Origin of the sequence: Kordia algicida OT-1, assembly GCF_000154725.1 — a bacterium.
Classification (GTDB): Bacteria; Bacteroidota; Bacteroidia; order Flavobacteriales; family Flavobacteriaceae; genus Kordia; species Kordia algicida.
Genome location: NZ_DS544873.1, coordinates 3,186,549 through 3,204,798 on the forward strand (window position 1 = coordinate 3,186,549; position 18,250 = coordinate 3,204,798).

At 34.7% G+C, this 18,250-nt stretch carries 14 protein-coding genes; 4 read left to right on the forward strand and 10 right to left on the reverse strand.

All coding sequences use genetic code 11. The features are described from left to right. Positions 1–51: 51 nt before the first annotated feature. The 6 genes from KAOT1_RS13625 to KAOT1_RS13650 all read right to left on the reverse strand — a co-directional run bounded on the left by KAOT1_RS13625 (position 52) and on the right by KAOT1_RS13650 (position 7,741). On the reverse strand, positions 52–1,443 hold the full coding sequence (locus tag KAOT1_RS13625) for an alpha/beta hydrolase family protein (protein WP_007095412.1): 1,392 nt from the start codon (positions 1,441–1,443) through the stop codon (positions 52–54). A gap of 197 nt (positions 1,444–1,640) precedes the next feature. Continuing rightward, complete coding sequence (locus KAOT1_RS13630) at positions 1,641–2,549, reverse strand: SIR2 family protein (RefSeq protein ID WP_007095413.1); 909 nt, start codon at positions 2,547–2,549, stop codon at positions 1,641–1,643. A 156-nt stretch (positions 2,550–2,705) separates the two neighbouring features. Next, positions 2,706–3,386 carry a DUF6090 family protein gene (locus KAOT1_RS22040; RefSeq protein WP_162014323.1) on the reverse strand — a complete coding sequence of 227 codons (681 nt, stop codon included), beginning with the start codon at positions 3,384–3,386 and terminating at the stop codon, positions 2,706–2,708. A gap of 55 nt (positions 3,387–3,441) precedes the next feature. Further along, positions 3,442–7,131: a metallophosphoesterase gene (locus KAOT1_RS13640; protein ID WP_007095415.1), complete on the reverse strand. Its 3,690-nt coding sequence runs from the start codon at positions 7,129–7,131 to the stop codon at positions 3,442–3,444. A gap of 53 nt (positions 7,132–7,184) precedes the next feature. Then, positions 7,185–7,436, reverse strand: a complete 252-nt coding sequence (locus tag KAOT1_RS13645; protein ID WP_007095416.1) for a hypothetical protein — start codon at positions 7,434–7,436, stop codon at positions 7,185–7,187. A gap of 29 nt (positions 7,437–7,465) precedes the next feature. Continuing rightward, entirely contained in the window at positions 7,466–7,741 is a 276-nt protein-coding gene (locus KAOT1_RS13650; RefSeq protein ID WP_238528704.1) for a glutaredoxin family protein, read from the reverse strand. Between the two features lie 123 nt (positions 7,742–7,864). On the opposite strand from KAOT1_RS13650, the gene KAOT1_RS13655 reads away from it, so the two are divergent. Then, positions 7,865–9,082, forward strand: a complete 1,218-nt coding sequence (locus tag KAOT1_RS13655; RefSeq protein WP_007095418.1) for a Pycsar system effector family protein — start codon at positions 7,865–7,867, stop codon at positions 9,080–9,082. Between the two features lie 320 nt (positions 9,083–9,402). On the opposite strand, the gene KAOT1_RS13660 is transcribed toward KAOT1_RS13655, so the two are convergent. After that, positions 9,403–11,775: a GAF domain-containing protein gene (locus KAOT1_RS13660; RefSeq protein ID WP_007095419.1), complete on the reverse strand. Its 2,373-nt coding sequence runs from the start codon at positions 11,773–11,775 to the stop codon at positions 9,403–9,405. A 177-nt stretch (positions 11,776–11,952) separates the two neighbouring features. On the opposite strand from KAOT1_RS13660, the gene KAOT1_RS13665 reads away from it, so the two are divergent. After that, a complete protein-coding gene (locus tag KAOT1_RS13665) occupies positions 11,953–12,852 on the forward strand; it encodes a metallophosphoesterase family protein (protein ID WP_007095420.1) in 900 nt (299 codons plus the stop codon). A gap of 301 nt (positions 12,853–13,153) precedes the next feature. On the opposite strand, the gene KAOT1_RS13670 is transcribed toward KAOT1_RS13665, so the two are convergent. Then, positions 13,154–13,624 (reverse strand): Lrp/AsnC ligand binding domain-containing protein, encoded by a 471-nt coding sequence (locus KAOT1_RS13670; RefSeq protein WP_007095421.1) that lies wholly within the window; start codon positions 13,622–13,624, stop codon positions 13,154–13,156. Between the two features lie 253 nt (positions 13,625–13,877). Next, positions 13,878–15,242, reverse strand: a complete 1,365-nt coding sequence (locus KAOT1_RS13675; protein WP_007095422.1) for a saccharopine dehydrogenase family protein — start codon at positions 15,240–15,242, stop codon at positions 13,878–13,880. Positions 15,243–15,332: 90 nt separating this feature from the next. Between KAOT1_RS13675 and KAOT1_RS13680 the strand changes: the two genes are divergently transcribed. Both KAOT1_RS13680 and pckA read left to right on the forward strand, forming a co-directional pair. After that, a complete protein-coding gene (locus tag KAOT1_RS13680; protein ID WP_007095423.1) occupies positions 15,333–15,731 on the forward strand; it encodes a DUF423 domain-containing protein in 399 nt (132 codons plus the stop codon). Between the two features lie 68 nt (positions 15,732–15,799). After that, positions 15,800–17,398, forward strand: a complete 1,599-nt coding sequence (gene pckA, locus KAOT1_RS13685) for a phosphoenolpyruvate carboxykinase (ATP) (protein ID WP_007095424.1) — start codon at positions 15,800–15,802, stop codon at positions 17,396–17,398. A gap of 89 nt (positions 17,399–17,487) precedes the next feature. Here pckA and KAOT1_RS13690 read toward each other — a convergent pair whose 3' ends face one another. Beyond that, positions 17,488–18,234 (reverse strand): uroporphyrinogen-III synthase, encoded by a 747-nt coding sequence (locus KAOT1_RS13690; protein WP_007095425.1) that lies wholly within the window; start codon positions 18,232–18,234, stop codon positions 17,488–17,490. Positions 18,235–18,250: the final 16 nt, after the last annotated feature.

Consider the following 18,250-nt stretch of genomic DNA (forward strand, 5'->3'; position numbering starts at 1 on the left):
GAAAAATGCACTTTCTCAGGTTTGAAAAAGTGCATTATGATTGATTGATGATTAGAATCGTTCGTTAATCCACGCTGAAATGAAGTTGAGCGCAACAGGAGCAAAGGTTTCTTCGATTTCAGAATATTCGCTTAAAGCGCCTGTTTCTGAGGTTTGAAATAGGTGATTTAGATTTTTAAATTGTTTGATAGTAACGTCGTTGTTGTGTTTTAATCCTTTTTTTATTGCGTTTAAATTCAATTCAGGTAAAACTTGAAAATCTTTTTCGCCATTTACTGCCAATACTGGACAGTTTACTTTTTGTAGTGAAGTTTGCGGATTGTAGCCTAAAAATGTTCGCATCCACGGAGAAGTAATCATTTCTACTTGTTGATTCATTGCTTGCTCTGTAAATTCTGCTTTTGCTTTTTCAGAAGTCATTTTTGTTTTTAAGTCTTGAAATATTGCCATGATTTCTTTTTTAGACTTTTCACCTTCATAGTTTGCAGCAATATCAAATACTTTTGCAGATGCTTTTTGAGAATTTTTTATGTCAATTGCTGGATAACCTTCCAATTCGGAAGCTCTTTTTGACTGCGTTAGCAATACTTCTTTTCCATCAACTCCAGGTCCGGCTAACAATACGCAGAATGCTACTTTATTATTTCTAGCGGCTACAATAGGCGCAATCAATCCACCTTCACTGTGTCCAACTAAGCCAATTTTATTTACATCTACATCTTTTCGTGTTTGTAAGTATGCCATTGCCGCTTCTACATCGGTTGCAAAGTCAAATGAAGTTGCTACTGAAAAGTCACCTTCTGACTTTGCCGTTCCTCTGTCGTCATAACGTAATACAGCAATTCCCTGTCGCGTTAAGTGGTCTGCCAATACTAAAAAGGGTTTGTGTCCTAGCAATTCTTCATCACGATTTTGCGCTCCAGATCCACTGATAAGTATGACAACTGGCGGATTTTTTACATCTTTAGGCAATGTGAGCGTTCCTGCAAGTTTGATATTTCCTGCTTTTGCGTTTTCAAAAATTACTTCTTCAGAAGCATACGGATATGGTTTTTTTGGTTCTTGTGGTTTTATTTTTTTGACTTCTTTTTCACCTTTTTCTAAATGTAGAGGAAATGTTTGTCCTGCTTGTTTAAAGGTGCCTTTAAAAACTCCATCTTCATACATTGCCGTGTATTCCATGCCCATTTGACTTTGCGTAATGGTGAGTTTGTTGTTTTCAAATGTAGTTTTATCAATTGGAATTCCAAAGGCGTTTTGTTTCGGACTGTCTAGTGTTGCGGTGTATGTTCCGTCTGTTTCAGAAATATTGAATGCTAATGGCAATTCCATTCCTGGAACTTTTAGTGCACCTTTCCACGTTCCTGAGATGTCTTGTGCCGATGCGATGACTGTCGCTAGTAAAAAAGCAAGCTTGAAAATGAGTTTGAATAATGGTTGCATGTCTGTTTGTTTTTTGATTACAGTGTAAAAGTATCGCAGTTTTGTGATTAAATAAGCAAAATTATGACGAACGGAAAATAGATTGTGGCGAACGGTTTTTGGATTTCGACTTCGTTCAATGTGACAGGTGTTGGGTTTTGGATGTTGGGTGAGAACTCATAAACCTATAAACTTTTCAACTTATAAACTCTAAAGAACTACTTCCAAATGTCATTATATAATATTGAATAGTTTTCTACTTCTATCACTTCAACCCCAACTGATTTTAAGAAAAATTTCTTTCCTATAATACTTGGATTGTCGTCTTCCTTTTTCATAATGTACCAGCCTTTGTGACTGTATTTTGGGAAACGTTTGAAGAATTTTGCACGTTGAATGAGCAACCATCTAAAGAAAACTTCTGTTTCATCTAAGCTTAATCCGAAGATGCATAATGATTTATTGAAAATGATATCAATCCACGTGTTATTTGTCAGCCACGGATTTTCGAGTTCAGGATTTTCGTGTCCGTAGTTGGTGTTTGTCATTTTTCGAGCGCGTTCTACATTTCCCATGTATTCAGATAGTCCAAGTTTGATGCTTCTGTGATATTTTACCATTCCGTTCATGTACCAAACGGCAAATCCATCTAGTGGAGAATTGAGTTCTTTTTCTGCATAATATGTCGCCCAAGGATAATGATCGGTGAAGCTTGTGTTTGGAATACGATGCGGCGACAGTTTCATAGATTTCGGAATGAGATCATCAAAATTTGTTGTTAAGATTGGCGCATTGTATGCTTTTATTTTGTTTAAAACTAAGTTCTGCGCATCATCTGGTTGCCAATTGCGCATTTTGGCTTTTACATCTTTTTGTAGTTGCGTAGAAAAACCCGAAGTCGTTACGTTTTGCAATCCTAATGCATCGTAGAATTCTACAAATGAAATACCTTTTGGAATTTCCTCCATCGGTTCGTCGGCATGTTTTTTCCATAAGTCTAGCAATAAATCATTCCATGATATGTTGTCATCTTGAAAACTTAAATTGATTCCGTTTCCTATGATAAAAGCGAGGTCTTTTTGATGATCTGAGAATATTTTTTGTATTTCTGTAGCTGTTTTGGTCATGGATTTCTTGGTGTTGGGTGTTGGGTGTTGGGTGTTGGGTTTTGGGTTTTGGGTTTTGGGTTTTGGGTTTTTGTGATTAATTTATTTGAAAACACACGCCAATACTTCTTTTATATTTATATCGCTTCCGCAGAATTGTCACTGTTGCAAAGAACACTATTCTTTCCGTTTTTCTATTTCCGTAAGAATTACTTCTGCTTGTTTTTTAAATTTTTCTAGTTCTGGTAGAAATACTTTATATGTTACAAAATAAACACTTGCCACTCTATTTTTATAGTCAGGATCTGTGGTTGCATATTCGATGAATTCTTGACTTCCTTTCATCGAAATTAAATCTGCCCACCATTTGTAATTTTTTTTATAATGCGAATAGTTTTCATGAAAGTCTTTTGCTCGTAATTCATCGTCAATTTTTATTTCACGCAAACGTTCTGTATAAAATTCGATAATTTGCGTTGGTAAACTGTCTTGATAACTGTCTGTGTTGAAATTTGTTAGTTGATTGTATCCGCGTTTGTTAAATGTGATTTCAGGAAAACCTATGGTTAAGTATGTGTATTGCGGATTGAAAACGTACTCTACTTTTCTAACAGAATCGTTTAAGATTTTCGTGTATAGTGGATCAACCGATTTATAAAAATTTTGAATTTTCTCAATTTCTTTGAGATCGTTGTTTAAATCATTTTCTATGATTGAATAGATATTGAGTAGCTTTTTGTTTTCTTTTCGATTTTCATTCCAATTGTTTAAAGAAACCGCAATTAAAATTCCGATGACCACCAAGATGATTTCACCAATAGCGTATGCTAAATAGTTTCCGATTTTTTTATTTTTCAAAAGCTTACTTCTTTGGTTTCTAAATAGTTTCATACAACGGAATTATTCCTTTTGATTAGAATCCGAATCCTACACCAAAGGCAAAACGTGCGCCATCGTCAGCAGTAAATAGTGACAAATGAGCCGTAAGCATGTTTGCACCACTAAGCCAAATTCCGCCTCCGAGCGATGTATTCCATTTTTTTGAAGGATCGCCATCTATCCAAACTCTACCATAATCAAATCCGCCAAAAAGACCTATATCTAATGGGATTAATCGTGTTTTTATTTTGCGTAGGTTTAAACGAATGTCTGTCGTTTGTACAAAAGCACGTTTTCCTGTAAAACGTTCGTTTCTGTATCCGCGTAAACCTGTATTTGCTCCTAAGTTTGCTCCTTGATAAAATTCAAATTCATCACCAAAATTAACATGTCCGCGTAGTTTGGTTGCCAAAACTAATTGTCCGCTGGCGATTAATCGATGATCTATGGAGAATTCTGGAATTACGTAAGCAAAACCTTTGGAAGTACTTACATTATTTTTGTAACCTGTTTCCAAGCTTACTTCCATTCCCATCGTTGGAAACGCTGCATTGTCAACATTTTGAAAGTGGTATTTTGCGTTGACACCAAAGAAATCTTGCTTGTCAAATACACTTGAGTTTGCTGGGAAATTTTGTTCTAAGAAACGTCCGTTAGTCCGTTCTATTTCATTGCTTTCATATGACAATCCTGCTCTGAAGCTTCCGCCAAGTTGTCCGCGCCATATTAAAGATGGTGTAAATCGTATGGTCCGTATTTTTACACGATTGTAATCTAAATCAACATCCAAACCATCATTTTCATCTGCTTCCGCATTTGGCGTGTTGTTTCCAAATCCGAAGAAGTTTACCGCATAATTCGGACTGTTAAAATGTACGTCCAACATTAGATTCCAACGTCCAATGATGTTACTAAATTCTCCTGTATATCCTACATCAAATCCGCTAGTTGCAAAATAATATGCGCCGCGTAATGTGTGTCGTGATGTAAACGGATTGCGCTCAAAACCATAATCGGTCATTGTGGTAGAAAATCCTACTTTAAAACCATCATCAGGATTGAAACCTAGTGTTGGTAATATTTGTGTCGCTCCGTTTTTTAATTTTTTGTAGTTGTATACATTTGTTTCATAATTATCTGTCAGTATTCTGTGTCCTTTATTGGTGAGGAAAGTACTTTTCTTTGACTTGTAATCGTAATACGTTAGTTTTTTACCATTTTTTATATCGTAAGTATCATTATTTTGTCCACCGATCAAACGTACTTTTATGAGATTATTCCCGTTTCCATATACATGAAATACATCGTCGTCATCTAACGCATATATCCAAATTTCTTTGGTTTCCGTTTTGTTGTAGGTTCGTTCGTGGAAGATATCTTTTTTCTCACCACCTTTTATTCGGTATGCCGTAACTTTTGTTTTTCCATTTGGCATGCGCTCTATGTCAAACCAATCGTCTTTGTTGGTTCCTTTCACGACAGCGAGTTTATTCATGAGTTTGTAATAACGATCTGAGATCGCTTGAAGATTTTCTCTCCTTGAGCGCAAATTCTTTTTAATGAGTTCCATTTGTTCGTCCCGAACCGCTTCTGGAAATGATAAAAATGCTTTGTCAATAACTTCATCCGTGAGTCCATCTTGAATGGCTTTTACTTGTGCGTCCCAAACTTCTTTTCCAGATTGTACTATTAGGCTCATATCTAGCGGATATGGCTCTACATTCATTCCTTTTACATCTTCTAAATCGCCACTATATTCTCGTAATAATCTTGCTGTTGGAATAATTTTTACTGCTGTAGATAGTAGAAAACCGTCTGACATTTTAGAAAATGCCTGATCGCGATCTCTTGGCAACGGACGAAATACACGTTGTCCGTTTTCTCTAAATTCTATCCAACGCCATTGATCTTGATGTCTATCCCAATCGCCAATAAGCATGTCGAACAAACGCGCACGAATGTAAGATGCTTCATCTAAAATGACATCTTCATCTTTGTTGAGTTTTTTCAACATATCATCTGTACTTTCCAAATCATTTTGATAGCCAAAACTTTTCTTATCATCATGACCTTCAGACGTATGTTCTTCAATCATATACAATTCACCACCAAAATCGTCATTGTATTTTCCAAGTGCTTTTTGTTTTGGCACAAAATATAATACTGGATTTGTGTGATATACACCAACAGCATCTGCCAATGTTCCTACGGCAAATGGTGCATACGGATGCGCTCCAGAGAATACATCTAAGAGCAAATCTTCTGTGACAGTATTGTCAAATTGCCCTTTAATATATTGGTCTTTAAATAAAACGGCCTGCAAGTACCGAAGTGCTTGTTTGCGCAATGCACGCATGACATATTGCGCTCCGTCTTTGTCTTCTAATCGTAAGGATTTTGATTGATTTCCACCACCTTTTCGTACAGGTTTTAGTCCTCCAAAAAGCGTGTCTAAGTCTACGGTTGGCGCTTTTACTTCCGTACTGTATTGTTTGCGGTAACGTTCGCCCCATAAAAATTTATAGAAGCCCGATTTGTTCGTTTCTTCTGGTGTGTAAACGGACGCCGTAACTTCATTAGGAAATGTTTCTGGATATACCATTTCTACTTCTGGAGCTGGTGGACGAATTACTTGAGTTTCAAATACTACTTTGTTTTCAATCGCAGAATAGAAACGTACATGCGAAGAACCATCTTCAAAAACGTCCAAACGAGCATATCCGTAAGTTCCGTAAGTGAATTTTCCTCCGCCAACATTACGAGTTCCAGACATTTTTGCTCCCGAACCACTTACAATTTGGCGTAAATTATCTTCTTCAATGTATTGCAAACTGTGTTCGTGACCCGAAACGAAGATGACTTTATCATTTTCTTGTGATAGTGTAATGATACGCTTTCTGAGTTCATTGTAACGCTTGTGTGACTGATCTACATTTGCTGTTCCGCTTGTAGAACGCACTAAGTTTTTGATGGTTCCTAAGATGGGAACTGGAGAAAGATGTGTTTTAAATGTGTATTGCGCATTGTGCGGCCCGTACGTATACATCGGATGGTGCAATGCTACAATTGTCGTTTTACCACGTGCTTTTTTGATTAAGCTACTGTATTCTTCAAGGAATTTTGTGCGTGTTTTTATTTGACAATCGTCATTCATAGTAGGATGTCTGTCCCAATTGGTAATGTACCATTGTGTATCAATAAGAATCAATTCAATATCGTCACTTACGTGGATTTTTTCGATGGGACAACCATTTTCAGGTAGAAACGTATTTTTCCCAAGAATGTCTTCAATGTATTTTTCTTGTCGTTTGAGTCCTTCTAAACCGTTGCTATACCAATCGTGATTTCCTGGAATGAAAATCGTTTGCCCGTTAAAATCTTTTACAATACTTGTTTGTGCGTCTAACTGATGTGCTGCAAATTCGCGTCTTTTGTTAGATTTTTTTGGCAAACCAGCTGGGTAAATATTATCTCCCAAAAAGATAGCTGTACTGTTTTTAGAGGCTTTTTGTAATTCTTTTTCCATCATTTGAAGCGCAACTGCTTTTCCGCCTAATGGAGAGTTTCCCGCATCTCCAATTAGATAGAAAGAGTGTTTTACTTCTTTATCTTCTGGATATGGATTCATGCTCATTTTTTCTGCATATTGTGCTTTGAAGGTTGCACATGCATTTATACACAGTAAAAAGACTATTATTCCTACGAATCGTAAAGATTTTATCATTGATTGTTATTTTGTTGCCTTAAAGATAATCATTCGTTTTTTAATAAATGAACTCAAATCATTTTACAGTGTTTTAAAAAGTGGATTACTTTCTCTGTTGGCATTTCACAAGGTTTTAATAGTTCTTGCTGACTTGTACAATAATAGTTGAGACTTATAAAGTTGTTTCCGCCTAATTCTGAAGCGTATATTTTATAGCTTTTTCCTTGATTGAATTCACGTTTAATCACACCATATTTTGCATTTTTATACTGTACTTCCGAATAGCCAAGTGGAAAATTTTGTATTGTTTTTAGCAACGTCATTTAAAGTAATTTGAATCTAATTGTTATGCTTATGAATGTATTAATTTCTCAAACCATTTGTGCAATTCTGCTTCACGCGGATTTCGTAATTTTTTATTTCCAATGATGATTGTTGGAAAGTTGAGTTTTTTGTTTGTGTATAAATTGCGCAGTTCGTCTGCATGATTTTCGTTTTCTAGAACGTCCAAAAATTGATACGGAAGCTTTTTCTCGTCTAAGAACGTTTTGTAATAGTTGGTTTTATGACATGTTTTTGTTCCGTAGAGCTTTATTTTAGGAATGTGTTTCATATATAAATAGTCCATTTTTTTATTGTAAACTTACAGCAATACACTGTACAGAATTTTCAAACAAATGCTTTCGTTTTTAACATCTTTGACAAACATTAATTAAAGTTTAGTATTTTTACTTAAATTAAAGAAACCTTTATGGAAACCCTTATCGCCGAAGTTGAAAAGTATGTGATTGATTTTTTGAATAAGAAAGTAGATCAATCATATGTATATCACAACCTTACACATACCAAATCTGTTGTTGCCAAAACTAAAGAACTTATTGAAGGACTCGGAATTGAAGAAAAACAAGCCAACCTACTTATTATTGCGGCATGGTTTCACGATACAGGTTATGTGAATGGAATTGATGGTCATGAAGAAGAAAGCGTAAAGATTGCCACAGCATTTTTGAAGAATCATGAGATTTCTGAAGAAGATTTAAATGTCATCAATCAATTGATTTTGGCAACAAAAATGGGTCGTAAACCTGAGAATTTGTTAGAACAGATTATTTCTGATGCAGATTGTGGACACATTGGAAGTAAGAATTTTGCAGAAGTTACCGAATTACTCCGCAAAGAAATTGAATTGACACAAGGCGAATCTATTTCAGAGTCAGATTGGTTGAAAGAGAATATCCGATTTTTATCTGAACAACATACGTTTCATACTTCATTTGCTTCAAAAAACTGGCAAAAACGGAAAGGAAAAAATCTTGCCAAATTGTTGAAATCAAAGAATAAGGTTTCTAAAGAAGTAAAGAAGTTAAAGCAAAAGAAAGCCGAACTTAAGTATAAAAAGACAAAAATTAATACGCCAGAACGTGGAATTGAAACCATGTTTCGTGTAACGTTAAAGAATCATATTGAACTGAGTAATATTGCTGACACTAAAGCAAACATACTTTTATCGGTAAATGCCATTATTATTTCCTTAGTATTATCCACTTTAGTGTCAAAATTAGACAAAGCCGATAACGAACATTTAATTGTCCCAACTATTATCTTTACATTATTTACCGTTATTTCTATGGTATTATCCATTTTAGCTACTAGACCAAATGTAACGGAAGGAAAATTTGACAAGAAAGATGTAGAAGCGAAGAAAGTGAATTTACTGTTTTTTGGAAATTTCCATAAGATGAGTTTGCCTGATTTTGAATGGGCAATTAGTGAAGTCATGAAAGATAGGGATTATTTGTACGGATCACTCACGAAAGATTTATACTTTTTAGGAAAAGTACTCGATAGAAAGTATAAAATTCTCCGATTGACCTATTTGGTTTTCATGATTGGAATTATCATATCAGTGATTGCGTTTGCTATTGCATTTGCTTTGCGTCCCGATACACTTCCTATCATTGCAGCGTAATTAAAAAGAGGCAGTTTTAAAAGCTTACACAAACGTTATTTTGAGTGTGTGACTCAGCATCTCATTATACTGAATCAAATTCAGCAAAAGAGTTCGGTTTGAAGAAATTTATACTTTTCAGTCAGCTGCTTTTACTTGTTTTATATGAAGTGATTTAAACTTTTTTGATTTGCTAAAAAATTACTGTTTTTCAGCCCTGTTTTCGTCTTTTTTTCGTTCCGTAGCGCTGCTATGAAACTCAAAAAAGCCTTCAAGAATACTTAAAACTTCTAATTTTCGCTTAAACCCGAAAAGTTTAAATCACTTCTATTTTTAAAATCTTATTTGAATTCTTCCATTAATTCATCAATTGTTAAAGATGATTTTTCGCTGAAGTCATCTTGATAAATTACTTCCACACGCAAAGCTCGCAAGCCTGAAACGCCTTGCAAATCTTCCAATTCTAGTTTTTCAAGTTTTCCAAAATAATTTTTTGCCTGCATGTATTTGATGTACTTTATGTATTCGCGTGCATCCTTATCTTGTGAATATACAATTGCAATTTTTCCAGGAATTGTGAGACGTTCTGTAGTATTTTTAATATGTGCTTTGTCAATACGTTTTTTGATAATTTCATAACGAATGTTGTAAGCGCCATCTACATCAAATTGCTTTTCGTCCATACGGAATTTAATCGCCAACGGATTGCTGTGCACTAAAATTAACGAAGCTACTTGCAAATCGTGCTCCATTAGCTTTCGTGCGTTGTGTGCAACTTGCTCCATTTCGTACATGTTCTGCAATTGCCACAAACGCAAGTTGTATAAATACAATTTGTGGAAATTTTGGTCTTTTACCAATGATTGTCCGATATACATATTATACTCAACTCCATCAGTTTTGTAACGCTCAAAGTAATGCGGAAACATAGCTTGTGCTTCTTCTTGCTTTTTGTCAATGTAAGCTGCCAATTGCGTATTTAAAATCGCAACACTGTCTTCGTACGCTTTACGTTTGTCATACACTACTTTTAAGTTGGCATCTAAACTGTTAATGTATTCCGTAATGAGCAATGCAAGTTTCGGATCGGTTGCTTTTAGGTGATTGAATACAGGATAAATATCTTTTTTTAAGAATTGTAATATTCCTAGCTCATCACCAGCTTTTAGTCCTTCTTGCGTTTCGCTTAAATATGTTGCTACTCTGAAAATTAATTCTTCATAAATTGGAAGTTTGTGTTGCTTTAATGCAGCTTCCAATACTTTGATTGCTAACTCTAATTGTGTTGTCAAATCTTCTTTGATCGCTTCATTACGAGCTAAAGAAGAACCTTTAATATCACTTTGTCCAAACAACGGATATACTTGTTCAAATACGATATCTTCGATTTGAGGATTTTCTACATTTTCCGCCAATTGGTATTGATAATTTTCTGCTGCACTATAAAAACGCCATTTTACCGCAGGATGAATAGACGTATATTGCTCCTGAATCGTTGCTTCTAGTGTGTTTTGAAAATCTTCTGATGCACGAGAAACAGCCGTTTCAAAGACAGGAATAATATCTTGTAGTTTTTGTTGATTTACCGAATTAAGTTCGTATGCTCTTGGTGAGGCAATTTCTAATACCGCCAAATCTCTACCTTTAGAAGCTACAATAGGAATTAAAATAATACTTTGAATTCCTTGTGCTTTCAATCGATTGTAAAATCCGTTTTCACCAGAAAGCTTTCCATAGTTTTCAATATTAGAGATTGCTATCTCTTCATTCTTTTTAAAAATATGCTCTACAATTCCATGGCAGAAAAATTCTGTACAGGCAACTTCATGTTCATCTTTAAAAAGTAAGCTCTCCGAGCGTTTTATGTGACTTTTAAAAGTGTTTTTATCTAAGGCTCCAAATACGGAATATCCTAATTTTAAATCTTTTATGTTGAAAAATTCGCTTAAATTTTTACGCAAAGAAGCAACCAAATTGTCATCACTTCGCAATAAGTTTTCACGAATTGACGATAAGGTTTCATCAAAAGTAACATCAAAAAGATTCATGATTCCAAATCCTTTAAAAATGTAGCTATTTAATGGAAATTTCTGTTTCCAAACTTCAATATTGTCGTAATTGTCTAATAACAATCGGACATCTTCTTCTGTTATTTTTGGTGCATCTTCTGTTGGTATTACTTGGCAAAAATCGCCATTAAACGCAACTCTATAATGCTTGGTAACGCCCAGTTTTTTATCAGGAATATCAAAATAAAAAGGACGTTTTAAATCAATCGTATATCCATAACATACATTTAAAATCATCACACAGGCATGCAGATACAATTCTCTTTCAGATAAATTTCTTGCGGTAAAATCATAATCGTCTCCAGCATTTTTAAGGATATTTTTGAGTCGATTTGAATATTTAAAAGATTGAAACGAAAATGGAATCGTAGCCACTTTAATTTCATTATCCGTTAAAATTTCTGGGAACAAACCTTCTAAAACCAAGTCAATTTGTTCTTTGTATTTCTCTAATTTTGTCAGGTCAGTAAAGCCTTCGCGTAACTCAGGATAATTTTCCAGATATTCCGTTATCTCTATTGCAGACTTGTGGTACGGATGATTTTCATCTTCTACATATTTATCATAAAAAGAGATTACCTGATCGAAACTGATAACCAGTTGCAACGGTAAATTCAAGTTGTGATGTTCGCTATTCTGACCCATAATTGAAACCATTTAATTTACAAAGATACGAAATCCTTGATTGTGTATGTGTTTAGACGTTTTGTTTAACGTTATATTACAGTAAATTAACCTTTATTTTTCGTTATATAAAAAATACTTTTACCCTTTACGTTTTGAGTTTTGCATTTTATAAGTAACTTAGTTTAAAACTAATTCATGTCTTCACAAACTCGCTTGACACGAGCGTATAAAAATGCGCTTCGAATTCCATTTGACCATTCTTCTAAAATTGTGATGTTTAGCGATTGCCATCGTGGCGATAATAGTTTTGCGGACGATTTTGCCAACAATAGAAACATCTATTTTCATGCTTTAAAACAGTACTATAAAGAAGGTTTTACCTATTGCGAACTCGGTGATGGCGATGAGTTATGGGAAAATTTAAATTTTGAATCTATTTTTTCAGCACACAAGAATGTGTATATGATTATGAAAGCATTTCATGAAGACAACCGATTGCATTTAATTTGGGGAAATCATGATATGGTGTATCGCAATGAGAAATATGTACAAAAACACTTGTCAACCTATTTTGATCCAAAAACAGGAACTGACAAACCCTTGTTTACCGATTTGAAATATCATGAAGGAATTGTGCTGAAACATACCAAAACACAGCAAGAACTTTTTTTGACACACGGACATCAAGCTGATTGGTGGAATTATCTGTTTTGGAAATGGAGTCGTTTTATGGTACGTGCATTGTGGGCGCCTTTGCAAATTATGGGAATTCACGATCCGACAAGTCCTGCGCGGAATTACAAGAATTTGATAAAAGTTGAACGTAAGATTAAAAAGTGGATTATTGATAATGACAATATCATCACCGTGACAGGACATACGCATCGTCCGCGATTTCCAAATCCAGATGAGATTTCTTTCTTTAATGATGGAAGTTGTGTGCATCCGAGAAGCATCACGGGAATTGAGATTGAAAATAACGCAATTTCGTTGATTAAATGGTATACCTCAACTACTGATGAAGGCGTTTTAAAGATTGAACGGGAAGTGTTGGAAGGTCCACGAACGTTGACGGATTATAAAAGTAGGTTGTAGTTTTGCATCTCAACTTCGCTCGATATGACGTTTTTAGATCGCTACGCTTTTTGCGTGTTTGAAAATATAGCAATAGAAATACTTTGTGAGGAGGAAACGACGAAGCAATCCCATACTACAAAGAACAAAACTGCTATTTGAAACATGTTATTCATTTTAAAATTTTACACTTCTTTAAGTTACAAAGAAATACCCGTATTTACACGGCTGTAACTATTTGCTGAATGCGCCTAAATATTACCGAATATTTCAAAAAACATTCGATTTTTTATGTTATCAATCTACTTTTTAACGATTGATATTAAACTTTAATTTGTCGATCAATTTGCTGGTTCAGGGAAATAAAAGTTTCTGTTCGCGAAACACCTTTTATCGCTTGTATTTTATGGTTTAAAATGTGCATCAAATGTTCATTGTCTTTACACAAAATCTTTATCAATAATGACCAATTTCCTGTGGTATAATGGCTTTCCATCACTTCAGGAATTTCTTGTAATTCTTTTACTGCGGAAGGATTTCGCATAGCTTTATCTAGGTAAACACCGATAAACGCCATTGTTTTATAACCTAATATTTTTGGATTAATCACAAATTTAGAACCTACAATCAGCTTTGCATCTTCTAGTTTTCGGAGTCTTTGATGTACAGCTGCGCCAGAAATACCAATTGTACGTGCAATACTTAAAATGGGCGTTCGAGCATCATTCATCAATGCGCGCAGAATTTGTTTGTCGATACCATCAATTTCAATTTGTTCATTAATCACTTTCATAAGTTGCTATTTATCAGATGAAAGTCAAAAATAGGAGTTTTTAAGGTAATTTTAATTGAAAAATAAAAATTCTAATGAAATTGATATTTTTTATGAAGAAAGACTAAAGAATTGAAAGACTCTAGAAGCTTTCTAATTAAAAAAAGTATTTCATAGCAAATTTCGATACAAATTTGCTTTGTACATCCACTCAATCAGACGCTTGGATAAATTATAAATCTAAAATCGTTAATCAACAATTCGTCAATCCAAATCACATATTCGCAGGATCATATCCAAAATACGGGACTTCTTCTTCATGGAAAGCAATGCCATATTCTTTTAGTTCCTTTAAAATTGGTGTGTACACTTCTTTGGTAATTGGCAACTGAACTCCTGGCGTTGTAATTTCTCCATTCAAAATCTTTAAAGCAGCAATCGCAACAGGCAAGCCAACCGTTTTTGCCATGGCAGTATACGTTTGATCTTCACCCAAAATTACCATTTTAGACTCTATTTGATGTTTTTCGCCATCTTTTTCATAGCCAAATTTATGATACATAACAATCATATCTTTATCTTCTGGCGCAAGCGACCAACTATCCATCAATATCTTTTGAAGAATTTGTGCAGGAGTTGCATTCGCTAATTCTACCTTTTTATTCGGATTGAAAAGATCAAGTTCCAATAACTTTTCCCAAAGCGTATCATCTTGATCGATCTTTAAATTGTGGCGCATTTTCAGTTCTACAGAATCTGTTGGACTATACGGCAAAAACGAATTCACAAAATCACGATAACTCATTTCGGCAGAGTTTTCAATGGTGTAACTATCGTCTGTCATTCCCAAAATGACAAACATTTGCCAAGCTCTTGAGAAACCGACTCTACGAATCGTTCCGCGATATAAAGTTAAAATATCATCTAGTCCATAAACGCTTCTGTACTTTAAAGAATCACGGTTGGCATATGCTTCAAACTTTCCGTAACCTTCTACATTCAAAAATTCAGTTCTACGGAACAATCGGTTGTATGGAATATATTTATACGTTCCTTCCTGAATAAACTTCGCTGCGCCACCTTGTCCGGCAAGCACTACATTTCTTGGGTTCCACGTAAATTTATAGTTCCACAAATTGGTATCACTTTCTGGAGCGACCAATCCGCCCGTAAACGATTCAAACAAAATCATTTTTCCATCATTATCACGAATACGATCTATTACTTCCATAGCACTCATATGATCGATTCCTGGATCAACACCAATTTCGTTCATAAACACCAACCCTTTTTCCTTCACGGCTTCGTCTAACGCTTGCATTTCTTTGCTAATGTAAGATGCGGTGACCATATTTTTACCAAAATGAACGCAATCTTTCGCCACTTCAATATGAAAACGTGCAGGCAACATCGAAATGACAATAGCAGCTTTTTCTACAGCTCCTTTTCTATTTTCTTCATTAAAAACATCCAAAAAAATTGCAGAAGCATTTGGATGATTTCCAACGAGTTTTTGAGCATTTTCAATGTTGATATCGCCAACAGTGATATGTAAATTTTCAGCAGTGCTTTTATCTAAAAAGTATTTTATAAGGTAAGAAGCAGATTTTCCTGCACCAATAATTAAAATGTTTCGCATAGTGGGTTTTGTTGCGTAATTTTGTAAAAAGACAAATATAACACGAATGTAGCAAATTGTTACATTTATAAAAATAACTTCACGATTTTTATGAGAAAAAAAATTTTAATCACAGGAGCAATTTTAGGTTGTTTGGCAGTAATTCTTGGTGCTTTTGGCGCGCATGCACTCAAAAAAATATTGACCGTTGACCAACTTTCTTCTTTCGAAACAGGCGTTCGTTATCACATGTATCATGCGTTATTGCTATTATTTATTGGTACAACAGCTTTTATTTCGCCCAAAATGCAAAAGCTCGTTTATGTTTTTATGCTTTGGGGAATTCTGTTGTTTTCGGGTTCTATATATCTTTTAGCAACAAATGATATGACAGCATTCAATTTTAAAGTAATTGGCTTCATTACACCTATTGGAGGAACATTATTAATCATTGGATGGATCATTCTTATTGTAAATTTTTTTAAGCTTAAAACGGATAAAATCAGTTAAAAATCTATTATCTATAAAAATATTTATACTTTTGCGCTTTACAAAAAACACAACAAGAGTTAAAAGTTATGACGAATAACACCTTCTCAACGAAAACGATTTCGTTAAATAAATACGGAATCAAAGATGCGAAAGCACATTATCAACTTTCCTCAGACCAACTACATGAAGAAACTATAAACAAAGGGCAAGGAATTGAGACTTCTTTTGGAGCAATTTCTGTAAATACAGGAGAGTTCACAGGAAGATCACCTAAAGACCGTTTTATAGTAAAAGACAGCATTACAGAAGATAAAGTTTGGTGGGGAGACATCAATATTCCTTTTGAACCTGCTGCTTTCGATAAGTTGTATGATAAAGTTGTAGATTACTTGTCAGAAAAAGAAGTGTATGTGCGCGATGCATATGCTTGTGCTGATGAAAATTACAAACTGAATATTCGTGTCGTAAACGAATATCCTTGGAGCAATATGTTTGCATATAACATGTTTTTGCGCCCAACAGAAGCAGAACTAGAAAATTTTGAAGAAGAATGGCTTATCGTAAATGCGCCAGGATTTATGGCAGATCCAGCAGTTGATGGAACACGCCAACATAACTTTGCTATTTTAAACTTTGAAAAGAAAATTGCGTTAATTGGTGGAACTGGTTATACTGGAGAAATCAAAAAAGGAATTTTCTCTGCATTGAACTTTATTTTGCCTGTATTTAAAAACACCTTACCAATGCACTGTAGTGCAAATGTTGGAAAAGCTGGTGATACGGCGATTTTCTTCGGATTATCAGGAACGGGAAAAACAACTTTATCTGCTGATCCTGAACGCAAGTTAATTGGTGATGATGAACATGGCTGGACTAATGAAAATACAGTTTTTAACTTTGAAGGCGGTTGCTATGCTAAAGCGATTGATTTAAGCGAAGAAAAAGAACCAGAAATTTATCATGCAATTAAAAAAGGTGCAATTCTTGAAAATGTTGTGCTAGACGAAAATAAAAATGTAGATTTTACAGATACTTCTATCACGCAAAATACACGTGTGAGTTATCCTATTTATCATATTGAAAACATTCAAGTACCATCTATTGGAAGAAATCCTAAAAATATTTTCTTCTTAACAGCAGATGCATTTGGTGTGTTACCTCCAATTTCAAAATTGACTCCAGGACAAGCAGCATATCACTTTATTTCTGGTTACACTGCGAAAGTTGCAGGAACAGAAGCAGGAATTAACGAACCTGTACCAAGTTTTTCAGCGTGCTTTGGAGCGCCTTTCATGCCATTACACCCAACAAAATATGCAGAAATGCTGAGCAAAAAAATGCAAGAAGCTGGCGTAAATGTTTGGTTGGTAAACACAGGATGGACTGGCGGACCTTATGGAACAGGAAGTCGTATGAAACTGAAATACACGCGTGCAATGATTAGCGCAGCGCTAGAAGGTAAATTAAACGATGTAGACTATCAAACACATCCAATTTTCGGATTGGCAATGCCAACAGATTGTCCAAATGTGCCAAACGAAGTATTAAACCCTATTGATACTTGGGAAGATACAGCTGCGTATAACGCAAAAGCTACTGAATTATCAAACTCATTTAAACAAAACTTCGCACAGTTTGAAGACTACGCAAACGAAGAAATTATGGCTGGTGGCCCAATAAGCTAACAGTTTTAAAATACCATAACCAACCCAAAAACGAAAAAAGCGTGTATCAATTAAGATGCACGCTTTTTTAATTTATTATGAAAAAGTAATTATTTTTTATTCACTTCATCAATGTATTTTGCCAATGCCATTGTCATGGAAGGTGTTTCTGGTGTTGGCGCTTTAATATCAACTCTCAATCCTGCTTCTGTTGTTGCTTTTACGGTGGTATTTCCAAAAACGGCAATACGTGTATCATTTTGCTCGAAGTCAGGGAAATTAGCTAATAAAGACTTTATTCCTGATGGACTAAAGAACACTAAAATGTCATAATACACATCACGTAGGTCAGACAAGTCACTTACAACAGTTTTGTAAAACACACCGCGTTCCCACGTAATATTCAACGAATTTAAAGTATCTGGAACTGCTGGTTTTAAAGCATCTGATGAAGGTAATAAAAATACTTCATCCTTATACTTTTTAATAAGCGGTGATAATTCTTGAAACGTACGTTTTCCAACATAAATTTTACGTTTTCTATATACTACATACTTCTGTAAATAGTAAGCAACTGCTTCCGATTGGCAGAAATACTTCATAGTATCAGGAACTTTAAAGCGCATTTCTTCTGCGACTCTAAAAAAATGATCGACAGCATTTCTACTTGTCAAAATAATTGCCGTAAACTTCGATAAGTCTACCTTCTGATGTCTAACGTCTCTTGCACTTACACCTTCAACATGTATGAACGGCCTGAAATCGATTTTCACCTTTTGCTTATCGATAAGCCTAGAATAAGGAGAATTCTCAATTTTTGGTTCCGGTTGAGAAACTAAAATAGTTTTTACTTTCATAAACCTATTATATTTT

Excerpts from the sequence above, each read along its gene's own strand:
- pckA (WP_007095424.1), top strand. The coding sequence starts at position 15,800 with ATGACGAATAACACCTTCTCAACGAAAACGATTTCGTTAAATAAATAC.
- KAOT1_RS13640 (WP_007095415.1), bottom strand. The coding sequence starts at position 7,131 with ATGATAAAATCTTTACGATTCGTAGGAATAATAGTCTTTTTACTGTGT.
- KAOT1_RS13670 (WP_007095421.1), bottom strand. The coding sequence starts at position 13,624 with ATGAAAGTGATTAATGAACAAATTGAAATTGATGGTATCGACAAACAA.
- KAOT1_RS13650 (WP_238528704.1), bottom strand. The coding sequence starts at position 7,741 with ATGGACTATTTATATATGAAACACATTCCTAAAATAAAGCTCTACGGA.
- KAOT1_RS13630 (WP_007095413.1), bottom strand. The coding sequence starts at position 2,549 with ATGACCAAAACAGCTACAGAAATACAAAAAATATTCTCAGATCATCAA.
- KAOT1_RS13675 (WP_007095422.1), bottom strand. The coding sequence starts at position 15,242 with ATGCGAAACATTTTAATTATTGGTGCAGGAAAATCTGCTTCTTACCTT.
- KAOT1_RS13665 (WP_007095420.1), top strand. The coding sequence starts at position 11,953 with ATGTCTTCACAAACTCGCTTGACACGAGCGTATAAAAATGCGCTTCGA.
- KAOT1_RS13655 (WP_007095418.1), top strand. The coding sequence starts at position 7,865 with ATGGAAACCCTTATCGCCGAAGTTGAAAAGTATGTGATTGATTTTTTG.
- KAOT1_RS13660 (WP_007095419.1), bottom strand. The coding sequence starts at position 11,775 with ATGGGTCAGAATAGCGAACATCACAACTTGAATTTACCGTTGCAACTG.
- KAOT1_RS13645 (WP_007095416.1), bottom strand. The coding sequence starts at position 7,436 with ATGACGTTGCTAAAAACAATACAAAATTTTCCACTTGGCTATTCGGAA.
- KAOT1_RS13680 (WP_007095423.1), top strand. The coding sequence starts at position 15,333 with ATGAGAAAAAAAATTTTAATCACAGGAGCAATTTTAGGTTGTTTGGCA.
- KAOT1_RS13690 (WP_007095425.1), bottom strand. The coding sequence starts at position 18,234 with ATGAAAGTAAAAACTATTTTAGTTTCTCAACCGGAACCAAAAATTGAG.
- KAOT1_RS13625 (WP_007095412.1), bottom strand. The coding sequence starts at position 1,443 with ATGCAACCATTATTCAAACTCATTTTCAAGCTTGCTTTTTTACTAGCG.